The 16,837-nt window shown below is 64.4% G+C and carries 12 protein-coding genes; 8 read left to right on the top strand and 4 right to left on the bottom strand.

All coding sequences use genetic code 11. From position 1 onward, the window contains the following. Positions 1-9: 9 nt before the first annotated feature. From Q9246_RS21365 to Q9246_RS21350, 4 genes are all read right to left on the bottom strand, one after another. Positions 10-1,368 (bottom strand): HlyD family type I secretion periplasmic adaptor subunit, encoded by a 1,359-nt coding sequence (locus Q9246_RS21365; protein ID WP_306392872.1) that lies wholly within the window; start codon positions 1,366-1,368, stop codon positions 10-12. A 4-nt stretch (positions 1,369-1,372) separates the two neighbouring features. Beyond that, positions 1,373-3,229, bottom strand: coding sequence for a type I secretion system permease/ATPase (locus Q9246_RS21360; protein WP_306392871.1), 1,857 nt, complete (start codon positions 3,227-3,229; stop codon positions 1,373-1,375). 220 nt (positions 3,230-3,449) lie between these two features. Continuing rightward, a complete protein-coding gene (locus Q9246_RS21355) occupies positions 3,450-5,420 on the bottom strand; it encodes a DUF4214 domain-containing protein (protein WP_306392869.1) in 1,971 nt (656 codons plus the stop codon). 471 nt (positions 5,421-5,891) lie between these two features. Further along, entirely contained in the window at positions 5,892-7,322 is a 1,431-nt protein-coding gene (locus tag Q9246_RS21350) for a FecR family protein (RefSeq protein WP_306392868.1), read from the bottom strand. Between the two features lie 210 nt (positions 7,323-7,532). Here Q9246_RS21350 and Q9246_RS21345 point away from each other — a divergent pair, with 210 nt between their 5' ends. The 8 genes from Q9246_RS21345 (at position 7,533) to Q9246_RS21310 (ending at position 16,834) form a co-directional block, all read left to right on the top strand. Further along, complete coding sequence (locus tag Q9246_RS21345; RefSeq protein ID WP_306392866.1) at positions 7,533-9,401, top strand: CHASE2 domain-containing protein; 1,869 nt, start codon at positions 7,533-7,535, stop codon at positions 9,399-9,401. A 17-nt stretch (positions 9,402-9,418) separates the two neighbouring features. After that, positions 9,419-10,660 (top strand): tetratricopeptide repeat protein, encoded by a 1,242-nt coding sequence (locus Q9246_RS21340; protein WP_306392864.1) that lies wholly within the window; start codon positions 9,419-9,421, stop codon positions 10,658-10,660. Positions 10,661-10,662: 2 nt separating this feature from the next. Further along, a complete protein-coding gene (locus Q9246_RS21335; RefSeq protein ID WP_306392863.1) occupies positions 10,663-11,925 on the top strand; it encodes an acyltransferase family protein in 1,263 nt (420 codons plus the stop codon). A 179-nt stretch (positions 11,926-12,104) separates the two neighbouring features. Beyond that, positions 12,105-12,434, top strand: coding sequence for a VanZ family protein (locus tag Q9246_RS21330; RefSeq protein ID WP_306392861.1), 330 nt, complete (start codon positions 12,105-12,107; stop codon positions 12,432-12,434). An 8-nt stretch (positions 12,435-12,442) separates the two neighbouring features. Further along, positions 12,443-13,192 carry a Crp/Fnr family transcriptional regulator gene (locus Q9246_RS21325; RefSeq protein ID WP_306392860.1) on the top strand — a complete coding sequence of 250 codons (750 nt, stop codon included), beginning with the start codon at positions 12,443-12,445 and terminating at the stop codon, positions 13,190-13,192. A 179-nt stretch (positions 13,193-13,371) separates the two neighbouring features. Then, complete coding sequence (locus Q9246_RS21320; RefSeq protein WP_306392859.1) at positions 13,372-14,172, top strand: ABC transporter permease; 801 nt, start codon at positions 13,372-13,374, stop codon at positions 14,170-14,172. Then, positions 14,172-15,395, top strand: a complete 1,224-nt coding sequence (locus Q9246_RS21315) for an ABC transporter ATP-binding protein (protein WP_306392857.1) — start codon at positions 14,172-14,174, stop codon at positions 15,393-15,395. Before Q9246_RS21320 ends, Q9246_RS21315 begins: the two co-directional genes overlap by 1 nt. Beyond that, on the top strand, positions 15,392-16,834 hold the full coding sequence (locus Q9246_RS21310; RefSeq protein WP_306392856.1) for an FkbM family methyltransferase: 1,443 nt from the start codon (positions 15,392-15,394) through the stop codon (positions 16,832-16,834). Before Q9246_RS21315 ends, Q9246_RS21310 begins: the two co-directional genes overlap by 4 nt. The last annotated feature ends 3 nt before the right edge of the window (positions 16,835-16,837 follow it).

Raw genomic sequence — 16,837 nt, 5'->3', positions numbered from 1 at the left:
CTCCACCCATCAGTCGCCTCCCATTGCCGCCGGCATGCGGTCGAGGATAGGACGGAACAGGTAGTTCATCATGGTGCGTTCGCCGGTCTTGACGAACAGTTCTACCGGCATTCCGGGACGGGCATCCATCTTGTGCTCGGCCATCATCTGGTGGCCTCGCGGCGTGACTTTCACCTTGACCACGTAATACGGGTTGCCGGTGCGCTCGTCGACCTGGCGGTCGGCCGCGACGGTCGTCACTTCACCTTCGATGTGCGGGGTCTTGTTGGCGTTGAACGCCGAGAAGATCAGTTCGACCTTCAGGCCCGGGTACACCTTGTCGACCAGGTTGACCGGCAGTTGGCCTTCCACCACCAGCGGATCGCCTTCGGGCACGATGTCCATCAGCTTGAAGCCCGACGGGATCACGCCGCCATTGGTGAACACGGCCAGGCCAACCACGGTGCCGGCCACCGGCGCCCTGACGTCGACGTTCGACAGCTGGAACTGCTCGGCGGTCAGGCGTGCGCGCTGGGCATCGGCTTCGCGCTGCATGTCGTTCATGTGGGTGCGGACCTCTTTCTGGTAGTCCTGCGTCGCCTGGGTGCGGCGCAGGGTCAGCTCCAGCACCTGGCGCTGCGAACGGCCGATATTGCCGATGTCTTCCGATACCGCGCCGCTCAACTGGGCATAGGTGCGCTCCAGTTCAAGCAGGCGGTTGCGCGCCACATAGCCTTCCTTGGCCAGGTCGCGCATGCCGTCCAGTTGTTCCTTCAGCAGCGTCATTTGCTCTTTCTTGCTGTCGCGCGATTCCTGCAAGCCCTGGATCTGCATCTTGAGGCCGGCAATGCTTTCATCGACACCGCTCATCTGGCTTTGCAGCGCGTTCTGGCGCGACAGCAGCAGGCCATTCTGCGAACTGATCAGGTCAGCCACCGCAGGCTCGTTGCGGCGCTGTTCAATCTCGGCCGGGAACTTGATGGTCTTCGCGCCATCGCGCTCGGCAGCCAGGCGCGCCACATTGGCCAGCGCCGACAGGTATTGCACTTCGGTCAGCTGGACCGCCGACTTGGCAGTGATCGGGTTCATGCGCGCCACGACCTGGCCTTCCTTGACCTGGGCGCCGTCGCGCACCAGCAGTTGCTGCACCGTGCCGCCGGTCAGGTGCTGGACCGCCTGGCGATTCGACTGCGCGGCCACCGTGCCGCTCATCGGCACGCCCTTGTCGAGCGGGGCCAGGAAGGCCCACAGCACGAAGCCGCCAAAGCCGAGCAAGACCAGCAGCCAGCCGATGCGGCTGAACTTGCCCGAGTCGGTATCGACGTCGACCGGCTCGACGACGTGGGAGATAACCTCCGACGCTTGTTCCTGTTTCTTTACGAGTTGCATGTTTTTACTGTCCCTGTTCCGTGGTCGCGGAAGTATCGTTGCCCTGCGCTTCCGGCGCCGGCGCCGGTGGCTGTGGCTGTGGCTGTGGTTTAGCCTGCGCCTGGGCCTGCTGCTTGGCCAGCATCGCCTGGCCCTTGGCCGCGAGCGCCGCCTTCTGCGCCTGGATCTGTTTCTGGTTGGCTTCGTTGATCGCTTCCAGCACCTTCTGGGTCGGGCCGAAGGCCGCCACCGCGCCGTCGCGCATCATGAGCAGCTTGGTGGTCGCGTTCAGCGCCGCCTGGCGGTGGGTGATCAGCACGATCGTCTTGCCGCGCTGGCGCAGCTCGAGCACGGCCTTCACCAGGGCGGCTTCGCCGACTTCGTCGAGGTTGGAATTCGGCTCGTCGAGCACGATCAGCGCCGGATCGTCGTACATGGCGCGGGCCAGCGCCAGGCGCTGGCGCTGGCCGCCGGACAGGCCTGCGCCGCCGTCGCCCAGCTTGGTGTCGTAGCCTTCCGGCAGGTGCAGGATCATCTCGTGCACGCCGGCGCGCTGGGCGGCGGTCACCACTTTTTCAGCATCGACGTCGCCGAAGCGCGCGATGTTCTCGGACACGGTGCCGGCGAACAACTCGATCGACTGCGGCAGGTAGCCGATGTGCGGGCCGAGCTCGGCCTTGTTCCATTGATAGATGTCGGCGCCGTCCAGGCGCACCTTGCCCATCATTGCCGGCCAGATGCCGATCAGCAGGCGCGCCAGGGTCGACTTGCCCGAACCGCTCGGACCCACCACCCCCAGCACGTCGCCTGGCTCGAGGCCGAAGCTGACGTTGCGCACCACCGGCGCCTTGACGCCCGGCGGCGAGGCGGTAACGCCTTCGACCGTCAGGGCGCCGCGCGGCTTGGGCAGCGACATGCCGGTTTCGCGCTTCGGATTCGCTTCCAGGATCGCGACCAGGCGGCCATAGGCGCTGCGGGTGCTGCCCACGCTCTTCCAGGCGCCGATTACCTGCTGCACCGGCTGCATGGCGCGGCCGACCAGGATCGAGGCCGCGATCATCATGCCGGCCGACATCTTGTGTTCGATGACCAGCAGCGCGCCGAGGCCGAGCACCAGCGATTGCAGCGACAGCTGGGTGAACTTGGTGCCGGCATTGATCATGCCAGCCTTGTTGCTGGCATTGGCCTGCAGGCCCAGGAACTTGCTGTGGACCTTGAACCAGCGGCTCATCAGGTTGGGCAGCATGCCCATCGATTCGATGACCTCGGCATTGCGCAGGTTGTTGGTAGCCATCGTGTTGGCTTCGACCGACAGCGCGTTGGCTTCGGCCAGCGGCTTGCGAGTGATGCGTTCGTTGACCACGGCCAGCACGATCAGGACCAGGGTACCGCCCAGGGCGAAGAAGCCCAGCGGTACCTGGAAGAAGAAGATGATCGCCAGGTAAATCGGGAACCACGGCGCGTCGAAGAAGGCGAACAGCGCATTGCCGGTCAGGAACTGGCGCACGTTGGTCAGGTCGGACATCGCCTGGCCGGCGTTGGCGCCCGAGGTCTTCAGGTTCTGCTGGAAAGCCGCCGTGTACACGCGCTTGTTCATCATCATGTCGAAGCGGTTGCCGACGCGCACCAGCACGAAGGAGCGGATCATTTCGAGCGAAGCCAGCATGAGGTAGGCGCCTAGCATCAGGACCGTCAGCATGGCAAGGGTCAGCTCGTTCTGGCTGGCCAAGACGCGGTCGTAGACCTGCATCATGTACAGCGACGGGACCAACGCCAGCATATTCGTGATCGCGCTGAACACGCCGATGGTGATGAAGGTCTTCTTGAAGATCTGCAACGCCTCGGTGATTTCGTTCTTCGGCTTGGAGAAGTTATTTTTCATATCTAAGACTGGAAACGACATTCGGTGGCGTGTCGCGGTTCGCCGTCGAAGCAGGCTGTTAGCGAGCTCGGCACGCCATTATGAGGCATAACCTTCGAAATATGTGATGCCGATCACACAATCTGTCGTTTCCATGCGAAAAAAAACCCCGCAACCGGGGTTGCGGGGTTTTTGTCGCTTGCGGCCAGAGGCTGGCCACGGGCGCCTTCTCAGCGGATCATTACAGGGTGATGATGCCGTTTTCGAAGGTCAGGTCTTCGACGTTCACGCCGGTCAGGGTGATGACCTTGACGCCAGCGCCAGCTGCCAGATCCGAACCGTATGCTTCGGTTTCGATGATGATCTCGGCGTTGTTACCACGCTGGTTGAAGAACACTTCCAGAACAGCGTTATCGCCGTCGTCGGTGTCACCTTCGTTCAGGGTAAAGCCCGAACCAACGAACAGGACGTCATCGCCCGAGCGGCCGAAGGCGCTGATCGAGACTGCTTCGCCGTCGAAGACGAAGATGTCCGAACCGGTGGTGCCGAATTTGTTAGCGTCCAGCATCACTGGCTCGAGGTAGTCGTTGTCTTCGAAGTCAGCCAGAGCAGCGTCACGTGCTTCGATCAGCGATGCCAGTTCGGTTTCCAGGGCCTTGGCGGCTTCCAGGTACTCGACTGCGTCAGCCAGTGCATCGATACGAGCCTGCACGCCTTCGTCGCCGTTGATGGCTTCGTCAGCCTCAGCGACGTCGTCAGCCAGGTTCGAGGTGTTCACATCCAGGAAGTTCTGCAGTGCGTCTTTGTAGTCCTGGATCGCGTCAGCATCGCCTTCGCCTTGCAGGGCAGCCAGCTGGTCACGCAGGTTAGCGATGGTCGGGGTGCCGCTGCTCGGCACGGTCACGTCGCCCAGGAAGCCATCGGTCACCAGTGCGCGCAGAGCGGCGGTGCCGGTCGCGTCACGATCGCGGTACTCGACTTCGATCTGAGCGAACAGCAGGTTGTCTTCGGCTTCCGAGACTTCAGCAGCCGCCACCAGCTGTGCATTGCCAGCGGTGATCACAGCGGCCAGGCCAGGGTAGTTCGAAGCGGTGACGTCTTCGTCAACGACCCACACGCCGTCTTCTTCGTCGATTGCAGCCAGGGTGACTGGAGCAGGAGCAGGCGTTTCGGTGGTTGGGGTAGGTGCCAGTACGATGGTGCCGTCAACAACGGTGATGGTGCCTTTCGCGCTGTTCAGCGAGCGGAACGAACCGAGTGCGCCAGCCAGGGCTGCGTCAGCGGTTGCCGCAGCTTCTTCTGCTTCGCCAACAGCTTCTTCAGCCGAGGTAGCGGCAGCGATGGCATTGCCCAGGCCCGAGACCTTGGCGACTTCAGCACGTGCGTCAGCCAGGGTTTCGTTGGCTTCTTCCAGGTCTTCAGCGTTCTGAGCTTGCTGTTCAGCGATCAGAGCAACTTTCACGCTGTCACGTGCGCCAGCGTAGGTGCCGACGGTGATCAGTTCGCCGACCATCTCGTCAGCCATACCGACGTTGGCTTCGATTGCGTCAGCATCGACGTCTTCGATTTCGTCGCCGTTCTCATCAACGATTTCGACGTCAGCCAGGAAGTCGGTGATTGCTTTCTCAGCGGCAGCCAGCGAGGCCAGGCCAGCTTCCAGGGTGAACGGGGTGCCAGCTTTGATCACGGCAGCGACGCTTGCGTCCAGGGTTGCTGGAACGATTGCAGCGGTTGCTTGTGCATCGGTCTTGATGGTCGACAGCAGGGCTTTGGCAGCATCGTTAGCTTCGGTGCCGTTGTAGCCAGCTTTTTCAGCGTCAGTGTCCAGCGCGTTGGTGAAGGCGGTAGCGACCTTGACTTTGGCAGCGATGGCGGCTGCGTCGGTGCCTTGCGCGCCGCGAGCGATGAAATCGACGACGTTGTCGATGGTCAGGGTCTTGTCGTTCAGGGCTTTGACCCAGAATGCCAAGCCGGTTGCATCCGGAGCGCGGCCGAACAGGTTGTCGTACACCTGGGTCACGACGCCGGTGTAGGTGGTTTGGCTGTATTCGGTCTGGTATTCAGCCGAGGCAGCGAAAGCAGCCGAGATTTGCGCGGTGGTCACGCCATTGGCCATTGCATTCGCCCAGAAGGTGATGCCCGATGCATCAGCAGGACGGTTGAAGTAAGCCACGTACAGCTGCTGGATTGCGTTGTCGTACTGGGTTGCCATGTAAAGCTCCTGTATAGATCGAAAATGATCAAGATTTAAGTCGATTGCAGTCTCACTTGAGGTGTCCTGCAGCTCCAACGAACCGCATCATGACAGAACACAAATCGAGTTAATGTGACAGCCATCACATTGAAACCCAGTATTTCTATCAGGAATCCGGAATTTCGGCGGGTTATTATCCGAGAAGCGCCAATGTAAATCAAGAATCACCCCCTTTTCCCTCTGGCGACAGGTACGTATGGTCCGAATCGCGACAAATTCCGACGATTCGATGAAACTTCGTGACTTACAAATTGAAACAAAATGGCAGTAACGTTCGACGTTAAATACTCACCAATTCTATCAACGGCAGAGCAGATGAATTCGTGTAGGGAAACGATATTAGAACCATATGGCGAATGAAAAAGGCACTGCGTTTAACAGTGCCTTATTATTGAACTCTGCAGTAGCGAGGGAACTGAATCGTTGTTGCTATCGGGACTCGGGCAACCAGGAAGTACCACCATTGACGGTACGCCGCTCATCGATCCTGCCGTCGAAGATATAAGCGGCACCGCCCCCCTTGTCGTTGGACAACAGGCCATCCACGGTGATCAGTCCTGGGCGCCCCTCCGCCCGGTTGCCATAGAGTGTGCCATCGGCACCCAGCGTACCATCGCCCCGGAAATTGAATTTTTCATCCTTGCTGGACAGGTCGAACGAAGTCGTGAAGCTCCTTCTGCCGAAATCGACATTCAATTCGCCATTCGACAGCGTTGCCGCCGTTGGCGTGTACAGCCCCCCCGTAGGTGTGTAATAGGTGTAGATATAGGCTTCACTACCCGCCAGCTTGAATCCCATGCCGCCACGCTCTGGCACGACATACTCCTGTCCCGCGGTACGGAAGATCGCGAAATTGCCTTTCACAGCTACCAGTTGGTGCTTGGCTCCTTCCAGGGTCAGGTTGAAGTCGGGGGCTGGTCCCGTGACGCGCTGCCAGCGGCCCCACTGGATTCCCGCGTGCCGTACGGGTTCCGGCGGGACTGGATCGACCGGCGTCACTACCGGCGGTTCTGGCTGCGGCGGTTCTGGCTGCGACGGTTCCGGCTGCGACGGCTCTGGTTGCGGCGGTTCCGGATTTGTCGGCGGGGCCGGATTCGGATCCTGGCCCGGCGCTGGATTTGGATTCGTCCCGGAATCCGGCGTCGGCGTCGGCCTCGGCTTATTGATCACGTTGTCGACCAGTTGCTCGCTCTTTTTGACATCAACATTCATTTCGACCTGGGTCACTGGGCCATTACGTACCGCCGCCACTGGCGCGCCAGCCGGTAGCACATGCGCCTCCGGCACCACGCTGGTCCCATTCAGCAACTGCGGCGCCGCGGCACCCTGCTGGATCTGCAGCAACTGCCCACGCTGCGCCGCCGACAGCTCGCGGCTACGCGCACCTTCGCACGGCCCGCCGCCATCCGGACGGCAGGTATCGCCAAAGCCGCTCACCACGATGCCGCCCGACAGCACCGACACGCGCGACGTCGTATCGTCGGTAAACACGGTGAAATCGGTGCCGCGCACGCCGATGGCCGCGACCGGCGTATTGAAACGGAAGTTCTGGCGCGCGCGCTTGACCTCGTCGCCCGACTTGCTGCGCGCCACGCCGCTGATCAACTCCAGCTTGACGCGGGTGTTTTCCGGGTTGGCCTTGTCGATGTGGTAAGCGACGATGCGCGCTTTCGTATTCGGACGGAGGATGAACAGGCCGTTATCGGTCGTCTTCACATAGATAAAGCCGTCGGCGCCGGTCTGCAGCAGTTCGCCTTCTTGCACGGCATCGCCTTCCGCCGCCTTGCGATCCACAACCTGTGCTGCGCCCGCAACAAAGATGACCTTGCCAGCCTCGGCCGCCTGTACGGCGGAAGCCATCAATGTCATACTCGCAAGAATAATTAACCGCCGCATATTACTTTCCCTCCATCTTCGCGATTATCTGTCGCATCCGAGTCGGCTGGACGTGACGACGGTCACATTCTAATCAATTCTCACTAAAGTGCCGCGGTATAATTTCCCTCTAGAACTGCGCTGTTTGCCGCAGACCGACGATATACTCGGTGACCACCGACTAGCCGTTGCTATTTGACCACACCGAGCGTGCCCGCCTTCCCTCCATCTTCGAGCCTGCGCCTGCCGCGCCTGCGCCGCGGCGCGGTGCAGGCCTGTATCTCGCTGCTCGCCTTCCTGCTGTGCGTATACGCCCAGTCGCAGCCGGGCGCGGCGGCCTTCGGCAGTGAATGGCTGCGCGACGTGTTCGTCAAGCTGCGCGCCACCGATGCCCCCGAGCCGCGCATCGTGGTGGTCGACATCGACGAGAGCAGCACCGCCCAGCTCGGCCCCTGGCCCTGGCCGCGCGCGCGCATCGCCGACCTGGTCGAGACGCTGCTCGGCGACTATGCCGTGCGCGGGGTCGCGCTCGACATCCTGTTCTCGGACGCCGCCGACCCCGAAGGCGATGCCCGGCTGGCGGCCTTGAGCAACCATGGACCGGTGGTGCTGGCCCACGCCTTCGACTATATGCGCGAGCGCCCGGTCGCCCTGCGCCAGGGCGTGCTGGCCCACTCGCCTGCCGCGCCGCCCGGCGCCCCGGTGGCGGCCCTGCCCGCCACCGGCTTCATCGCCAACCATGCTGGCCTGGCCGGCGCGCCGCAGGTCGGCAATATCGGCTTCGTGCACGATCCGGACGGGGTGCTGCGCCGCCTGCCGCTGTGGACCACGTTCGAAGGCAAACGCTGGCCGGCCCTGTCGCTGGCCCTGCTGGCCTGCTGCTCCGGCCAGCCGGCGCCGGCGATCGACGGCCCATTGCAGACCCGGGTCGATTTCCGGCGCGACTGGAGCGCGTATACAGTGGTCACCGCCGCCGAGGTGCTCGAGCGCGCCTACGCGCGCGAAGATTTCGCCGGACGCCTGGTGCTGATCGGTTCGTCGTCGCTGGGCCAGGGCGACCGCGTCGCCACCCCGCTCGGCAGCAACCGGCCCGGCCTGGGCGTGCAGGCGGCGATGCTGTCGCAGTTGCTCGACCTCCAGCAGGGCAAGGCCCCCGCGCGCTGGCCGGGCGCCACGCTGGCCCTGCTGTTCGCGGCCGGCTCGGTGCTGTTCGCCATGTTCGCCTTCCCGCGCCTGTCGGCGCTGACCAGCGTCGGCCTGCTGGGCCTGATCTCGCTAGCCTGGGTCGGCCTGGCCTATCTCGCCAGCGCCCACGATCCGGTGTTCTCGGTCAGCGGACCGCTGGCCACCAGCCTGTTCCTGCTGGCGTTCGCCGTGCCTTACCAGTGGCAGGTGGCGCAGGCCCGTTCGCGCCACCTGCTCGACACCCTGCGCCAGTACGTCGCGCCATCGGTGGTGCAACAGCTGCTGCGCAGCGACATGATCGATCCGCTCAAGCCGCGCCAGCTCGAAGTGACCACCCTGATCGCCGACATGGAAGGCTATACCACCCAGGTCGAGGCGCTGCCGGTGGAAGAAGCCGCGCGCCTGACCCAGGCATTCCTCGATTGCCTCACCGGTCCGGTGATCGCCCACCAGGGCACGCTCGACAAGTACACCGGCGACGGCCTGGTCGCATTCTGGGGCGCGCCCTTGCCCGAAGCCCACCACGCCGACCTGGCGCTGGACGCCGCGCGCGCGATCCTGGCGCGGGTCGAGGAGCTGAGCCGGCAGCGCAGCGCCGCCGGCTACAAGCCGCTGCGGGTGCGCATCGGCATCGAGAGCGGGCCGGCGATGGCGGGCGACTTCGGTACCGCCTTCCGCAGCATCTATACCGCCGTGGGCGACAGCGTCAACACCGCGTCGCGCCTGGAACAGGCCGCGCGCGACTATCCGCACAGCGCCATCATCGGCCCCGGCACCGTCGCGCTGGCGCGGCGCCACCAGTTCCTGGCCCTGGGCGAACGCATCCTGCGCGGCAAAGGCAAGCCCACACCCCTGTTCACTTTCGCGCCGCAGGCATGAGATCTTCATTTCCATCAGTGAGCACCCACCTGCGCCGGATGCTGCTGGCCGCCTGCCTGGCCGCATGCGCCGGCGCCGGCGCGGTGGAGCCGGACGCGGCGCCGCCCAACGAAGTGCAGATCCTGTACGAGAACGCCCTGCAGGCAATCGCCGAAGGCCGCAAGAACGACGCTTCGGACACCTTGGTGCGCGTGATCGAGAAGGAATCGCTACACGCCGGCGCCTATCTCGAGGTGGCGCTGGTGCAGTGCAGCCTGGGCCATGTCGACGAGGCCGAGCGCCTGTTCGCCATCATCGAGACCCGCTTCGACCCGCCGCGCGCGATCCTGGAACTGATCGCCGAGGCGCGCGACAGCGGCTGCGACGAGTGGCAACCCCTGAGCGCAACCTCGGTCAGCGTGACGCGTGGCCTGGACATGAACGTCAACCAGGGCGCGCGCAACCCGAGCTACATCGTCGAGCAGGACGGCGGCCAGATCGAATTGCCGCTGCAGGACGAGTTCCTGCCCAAGCACGACAACTACACGGCGCTCAACGTCGAGCACACGCGCGACCTGACGCCCAATGGCCTGTCCGGCTTCGCCCAGTACTTCGGCCGCCGCAACGACTCGCTGCGCCAGTACGACAGCGATTCGGTGTACGCCGGGGTCGACAGCCAGTACCGCTTCGGCGCCTGGCCGGTGCGCGCCACCGGCATGGTCGGTTTCACCGCCCTGGGCGGCAAGCTGTACCAGCGCCAGTTGCAGCTGCTGGCGCGCACCGGCGTGCCGTTGCCGCTGCCCAGCCGCATGCAGTTGCACGTCACGGGCGGGATTACCCGCAACGATTATTCGACGCTCACCAATTTCGATTCGAATGCCTACGACGTGCTGGGCCAATTGAGCTGGCGCGGCGACAAGGTCTACGCCAGCCTGAACCAGGGCTGGCAGGCCGACCACGCGGTGCGCGAGCGTCCGGGCGGCGACCGCCACGGCTACAGCACCACCCTGCTGGCGCGGCGCGCCCTGTGGGGCGAGGTGAGCGGAGAAATCTCGTACAGCTACCAGAGCTGGCGCAGCAGCGAAGCCTACGCGCCGGGCCTGATCAACACGGTGCGCGACCAGAACACCCGGGTCGCGCGCGCCATCCTGTCGTGGCCGATCGCCCGCAACCAGTGGCTGCGGCTCGAGACGCGCCTGGTGCGCAATCGCGAAAACATCTCGATCTTCCAATACGATAACCGCCAGATCCAGCTCAGCTGGCAATGGCAGGACCGCTGACCATGTCCCTTTTTTCGCCGCCAGCGCGCACCCTGGGCGCCGCCACCGAAACCCACGATAACGGCTTCAACGCCGTGCGCCTGGCGTGCGCGCTGGCGGTCGTGGTGTACCACGCTTACCAGATGAGCCCAGTCGCGGCGGGGCTCGATCCTCTCACGTCCAGGCTACGCCCGGTGACCGATGTCGGCGCGCTGGCGGTCGGCATCTTCTTCCTGATCAGCGGCATGTTCGTCAGCCAGAGCTGGCTGCGCGATCCGCACCTGGGCCGCTTCGCCGTGCGCCGCGTGGCGCGCATCGTGCCGGGCCTGTTCGTGGCCACGCTGTTGTGCACCGTGGTCGCGGTGGCGTTCTTTTCGGTGCAGGGCGTGGCCGGCCTGTTCGATCCGGCGCCGTGGCGCTATATTTTCGGCAACACGGTTTTGCATTGGCTTCAATACAATATCCCGCCCGAAGAGCTGAGCATTCCCGGCGTGTTCGGCGGCCGCAACCTGAACGGCGTGCTGTGGACCCTGTATTGGGAAGGCCGCATGTACGTGGTGCTGGCCCTGGTCGGCGTGGCCGCCATGCTGCCGATGCGCCAGTGGCTGCGCGGCGCCGCCATCTTCTTGCTGCTGGCGGCCAACCTGTTCCCCGAGGTGCTGAGCGGCTACCTGTGGGAAGTGCGCCTGTGGTCGCTGTTCCTGACCGGCGTGCTGCTGCAGACCCTGGCCCCGCAACTGCGCATCGGCGCCGTGCACGTCCTGTGCGCGCTGGCGCTGGTGGGGCTCAACTGGACCCGTTCGGTGGCCATGACCCAGCATCCGCTCACCTGGTTCGGCATCGCACTGGCGGTGGCCGCGCTGGCATTGTGGATCGGCAGCGCACGCCTGCGCGGCCTGGGCCACGTGCAGCGCCACGATTATTCGTATGCCGTGTATATCTATCACTGGCCGGTGCTGATGATGATCAGCGAGCTGGTGCCGGGCGCTACGCCGCACCTGGCGCTGGCGCTGTGCCTGGTGGCGCTGGTGCCGCTGTCCCTGCTGTCCTGGCACTGGGTCGAGGCGCCGGCGATGCGTGCAGCGCGGCGCTGGCTGCGGCGGCCTGCCGCCGTCAGTCACGCGGCCCCCGACGCCGTCATTCCCGCTGCCTCTGAAGCCGTCATTCCCGCTACCTCTGAAGCCGTCATTCCCGCGCAGGCGGGAATCCAAGGCAGCCAGCACACCAATCCTGCTTATAGAAGTGGCAACTCGGAGAGCCTTGGATTCCCGCCTGCGCGGGAATGACGTGCTACGCGCTAGCGGCACTTGATGACGTGCTAACGGCGCCAACGACGATCGGCGCCTGTTGACCGACACACGCGTGCCGAAATGCCGCAGCCCGCACAGGTAAACCACGCACAGCCAGGCCCGAGCATATACAATCATGCCCGTATGATTTTCGTTAAACAGATGGGCTCGTTCTGATGGGCTGGAACGCATTGCTGTTCGTGCTGGCCGCCTTGGCCGTCACCGTCGGCTGCCTGGTCCCCAACCGCTGGCTCCCGCCCCTCCCGAACGACAAGGTGTTGCACTTTGTCAGTTTTGCTATCCTGACCGGTCTGGCGCTGCCGCTTGCGCACGATATGTCCTCGGCCCTGTTGTGGCTGCTGGGCCTGCTGCTCGCGGGCTGGGTCATCGAATGCCTGCAGTCCCTGCTGCCCGACCGGCGCTTCTGCTGGCGCGACCTGGCGGCCAATGCGGGCGGCATCGCCTTCGCGGCGCTCTCGACCTGCCTGGTCGCCCCGATTTTTTGAGGCATGAATTGAACCGAGACCCCTCCATCGGCAGCATGACGCCGGCGCCCGACGCGCCGCTGATCCCCAAGAAGCTGGAAGCGCAGGTTCACCTGCGCAAGATTCCGCTGCTGGCCGACCTCAGCGATGAAGAACTCGTCCCCATCAAGCAGGAGTTGCGTTTCCGTCACTATGCCAAGCGCGAGATCGTCCTGCAGAAGGGTGGACATGGCGACGGCCTGCTGTTCCTGCTGTCCGGCCAATTGCAGGTGGTCGACATTACCGAGGATGGGCGGGCGATCGGCCTGCGCATGCTGATGCCGGGCGACTTCTTCGGCGAGATTGCGCTGATCAATAACTCGACCCGCTCGGCCTCGGTGGTGGCGCTGACCGCGGTGGTGGTAGCGTTCTTGCCGGCCACGACCGCGATGCACCTGTTCTCGCACTCGCCGTCTGTGGCGAACCAGATGCTGCGCCACCTGGCGCAGAAGATCCAGCGCGATTCCGAATTCCGCGCACTGCTCAGCATTAACAATACGGCCAAGCGCATCTATACCTACCTGTCGATGCAGGAGCGGCGGCAAGTCGCGCCCGGCGGGCCGCTGGTGCTGGAAAACCTGCCGACGCATCAAGACATTGCCAATATGATCAATACCAGCCGCGAGACCGTGACCCGGGCGCTGGCGGCGCTGGTCCAGCAGGGGATCGTGCAGAAGGATGCCAATCGCCTGGTCATCGTCAAGCCGGATGCCCTGGACAAACTGGTGCAAGGTGAATAAGTAGCATCCTGCACTACCGCAGACGATCACCAGGCGATGACACGTCGTTACAATTGAACAATATGTGAGCTGGACCGTGGGGTATAATTTCGCCCTCACCCTCCAGCATTTCATAGACAAGCCACCGTGACGACAACCTTGCCGCCCCCATCCCGGGCGCTTTTCAACGCCATCGCCCCATGATTTCGCCCCTGATGCTGCGCGGCCTGTGGGCCTACCGCGGTTTCGTGCTGGGCAGCGTCAAACGCGAATTCCAGTCGAAATACGCCAATGCCATGCTGGGCGCCCTGTGGTCGGTGCTCAGTCCCCTCGCCATGATCCTGGTGTACACCGTGATCTTTTCCGAGGTCATGCGCACCCGCCTGCCCGGCGCCGAATCGGGCTTCGCCTACTCGATCTACCTGTGCGCCGGAATCCTGACCTGGGGCCTGTTCGCCGAGATCGTCGCGCGCGGCCAGAACATGTTCATCGAGCAGGCCAACGTGATCAAGAAGATCAGCTTCCCGCGCATCTGCCTGCCGGTGATCGTGGTGCTGAGCTCGCTGGTCAACTTCGCCATCATCTTCGGCCTGTTCCTGATCTTCCTGGTCGCGACCGGCAATTTCCCGGGCCTGATGTTCGCCGCCATCCTGCCGGTGCTGCTGGTGCAGGTGCTGCTGGCGATCGGCCTGGCCATGATCGTCGGCGTACTCAATGTCTTTTTCCGCGACGTCGGCCAGTTCGTGACGATCGCGATGCAGTTCTGGTTCTGGCTGACCCCGATCGTGTATCCGGCCTCGATCCTGCCCGACGAAATCCGCGGCATGCTGGCCTGGAACCCGATGGTGCCGCTGATCGAAGCCTACCAGGCGGTGCTGGTGCACGGCACGGCGCCCGACTGGCAGCGGATCGGCCTGGTGGCGCTGCTGGCGCTGCTGCTGTGCGGTTTCGGCATGCGCCTGTTCCGCAAGCGCGCCGGTGAAATGGTGGATGAACTCTGATGGGCACGATTACCGTCTCCAACCTGGGCAAGGCCTATAAAACCTATCCGACCCGGCTGTCGCGCCTGGCCGAATGGATGCTGCCGTTCGGCGGCCCGCGCCATACGCTCAAATGGGTGCTGCGCGACGTCAGCTTCACGGTGTCGCCGGGCGAGGCCGTGGGCCTGATCGGCATCAACGGCGCGGGCAAGAGCACGCTGCTCAAGCTGATCACCGGCACCACGCAACCCACCACCGGCAACGTCTGGATGGATGGCAGCGTGGCCGCCCTGCTCGAACTGGGCATGGGCTTCCACCCCGACTTCACCGGCCGCCAGAACGCCTATATGGCCGGCCAGCTGCTGGGCATGACGGTCGAGCAGATCACCGAACTGATGCCGCAGATCGAGGCCTTCGCCGACATCGGCGACTACATGGACCAGCCGGTGCGGGTGTACTCGAGCGGCATGCAGATGCGGGTCGCGTTCTCGGTCGCCACCGCGCGCCGGCCCGATATCCTGATCGTCGACGAGGCGCTGTCGGTGGGCGACGCCTACTTCCAGCACAAGAGCTTCGACCGCATCCGCCAGTTCCAGAAACAGGGCACCACCCTGCTGCTGGTCTCGCACGACAAGCAGGCGATCCAGTCGGTGTGCGACCGCGCCATCCTGCTCGACGGCGGGCGCCTGGCGCGCGAAGGCAAGCCCGAGGAAATCATGGACTACTACAACGCCATGATCGCCGAGCGCGAGAACGACACCGTGCGCCAGGGCGAAACCTCCGATGGCAAGGTCCAGACCGTGTCCGGCACCGGCGAAGCCACCGTCAGCGACATCGCCCTGCTCGACGAACACGGCGAGCGGGTCGAAGTGGTCGACGTCGGCAGCCCGGTCACCCTCGAGGTGCGGGTGCAGGTTAACGCCCCGATCCCGCGCATGGTGCTCGGCTACATGATCAAGGACCGCCTGGGCCAGCCGATGTACGGCACCAATACCCACCTCAAGCAGCTGCCGCTCGACGACGTGGCGGCCGGCGAAGAGGTGGTCTACCGCTTCGCCTTCCCGATGAACCTGGGCCCGGGCAGCTATTCGGTCGCCACCGCCATCGTCAGCACCGACACCCACCTGGTCAACAACTATGAATGGCGCGACCTGGCCCTGGTATTCACCGTGATGAATATGCGCCGGCCCCATTTCGAAGGTTCGGCCTGGCTCGACCCGGCCATCGACATCCAACGCACATGACATTCGTTTCCTATTCCCAGAACGCCGAGGACGTGCTGCTGTGGCGCGCCCTCGGCCACGTCGCCGACGGTTTCTACATCGACGTCGGCGCCAGCGACCCGGTCGAGCACTCGGTCACCAAGGCCTTCTACGAGCGCGGCTGGCGCGGCATCAGCATCGAGCCGCTGCCGGCCTTCCATGCGCAGTTCGAAGAGCAGCGCCCGCGCGACATCAACCTGGCGATCGCCGCCGGCGCCGACAACGGCGAACTGACGCTGTATGACGTGCCCGAGGTGCGCGGCTGGGCCTCGCCCGACCAGGCCGTGGCCGAGATGCACCGCGCCGAAGGCCATACGGTCGCCGAACTCAAGGTGCCGGTGCGCACCCTGGCCTCGGTGTGCGAGGAACACGTGCGCGGCGAGGTCCACTTCCTGAAGATCGACGTCGAAGGTTTCGAAGGCGACGTCCTGCGCGGCATGGACTTCAAGCGCTGGCGCCCGTGGGTGCTGGTGATCGAGGCTACGCTGCCCAACAGCCGCGAGACCAACCACGCCAGCTGGGAACACCTGGTCGATACCCAGGGCTACCGCTTCGCCTGGTTCGACGGCCTCAATCGCTGGTACGTGGCCGAGGAACACCCTGAACTGATGCAGCACTTCGGCATCCAGCCGAACGTGTTCGACGCCTTCATCTCCTACCACCTGGACCGTGCCTGGGCCAACGTCGAGGCGCAGGAAGAATCGCTGCAGGCGCAGGCAGGAGCGCTGCGGACGCAGGCAGAAGCGCTGCAGGCGTCGGAAGAACGGCTGCGTGCGCTGGCGGCAAAGGCGGAGCAGCAGGCCGTGGCGCAGAACATGGCGCTGCAGGCATCGGAATCGCGGCTGCAGGCGCTGGCGGCGCACGCCGAAGCCGAGGCGAAGGACGCCGAGGAGCGTCGTGTGCGCCTGGAGATCGCGCTGCGCACCGAGCAGGACACCCTGGCGCGCGAGATCCGCCGCGCCGAAGAAGAAAAGCAGCGCGCTGACGAACAAATCACCCTGCTGCAGGAACAGCTGGCCCACGTGCACGAAAGCGCGCGCCAGCTGTCGGACTGGGCGCGCGGCGTCGACGAGCGCCTCAAGGCGACCCTGGCCAGCACCTCGTGGAAGGTCACCCGTCCCTTGCGCGCCGCCGGCTCGCTGGCGATCGCGCTGCGCCGCCCGAACCTGGCGCGCCGCATCGTCAACCGCCTCACCGCCAACGAGCGCGTGCGGCGCCTGGTGATCCCGGTGCTGCGCAGCCATCCCGCGATCAACGAGCGCGTCAGCGCCTCGATCGCCTCGATCAAGCTCGATCCGCCGCAGCAGCAGGCGTCGTTCGGCGTCGAGGTCCCCGAAGAACTCAAGGGCTTGCCGCAGTCGGCCCGCACCGTGCTGGCCGACCTGCAACGCGCCCGCGGTAACCAGCAGTCGGATAGTTAAGCC

The organism is Telluria beijingensis, from assembly GCF_030770395.1.
GTDB lineage: Bacteria > Pseudomonadota > Gammaproteobacteria > Burkholderiales > Burkholderiaceae_D > Telluria > Telluria beijingensis.
The sequence above is the reverse complement of the archived record's forward strand: the minus strand, read 5'-3'. Positions and strand labels throughout refer to the sequence as shown.

Bases quoted from the DNA above. Each gene is read 5' to 3' on its own strand.
- Q9246_RS21335 (WP_306392863.1), top strand. From the start codon at position 10,663: ATGTCCCTTTTTTCGCCGCCAGCGCGCACCCTGGGCGCCGCCACCGAA.
- Q9246_RS21320 (WP_306392859.1), top strand. From the start codon at position 13,372: ATGATTTCGCCCCTGATGCTGCGCGGCCTGTGGGCCTACCGCGGTTTC.
- Q9246_RS21360 (WP_306392871.1), bottom strand. From the start codon at position 3,229: ATGAAAAATAACTTCTCCAAGCCGAAGAACGAAATCACCGAGGCGTTG.
- Q9246_RS21355 (WP_306392869.1), bottom strand. From the start codon at position 5,420: ATGGCAACCCAGTACGACAACGCAATCCAGCAGCTGTACGTGGCTTAC.
- Q9246_RS21365 (WP_306392872.1), bottom strand. From the start codon at position 1,368: ATGCAACTCGTAAAGAAACAGGAACAAGCGTCGGAGGTTATCTCCCAC.
- Q9246_RS21310 (WP_306392856.1), top strand. From the start codon at position 15,392: ATGACATTCGTTTCCTATTCCCAGAACGCCGAGGACGTGCTGCTGTGG.
- Q9246_RS21330 (WP_306392861.1), top strand. From the start codon at position 12,105: ATGGGCTGGAACGCATTGCTGTTCGTGCTGGCCGCCTTGGCCGTCACC.
- Q9246_RS21315 (WP_306392857.1), top strand. From the start codon at position 14,172: ATGGGCACGATTACCGTCTCCAACCTGGGCAAGGCCTATAAAACCTAT.
- Q9246_RS21350 (WP_306392868.1), bottom strand. From the start codon at position 7,322: ATGGCTTCCGCCGTACAGGCGGCCGAGGCTGGCAAGGTCATCTTTGTT.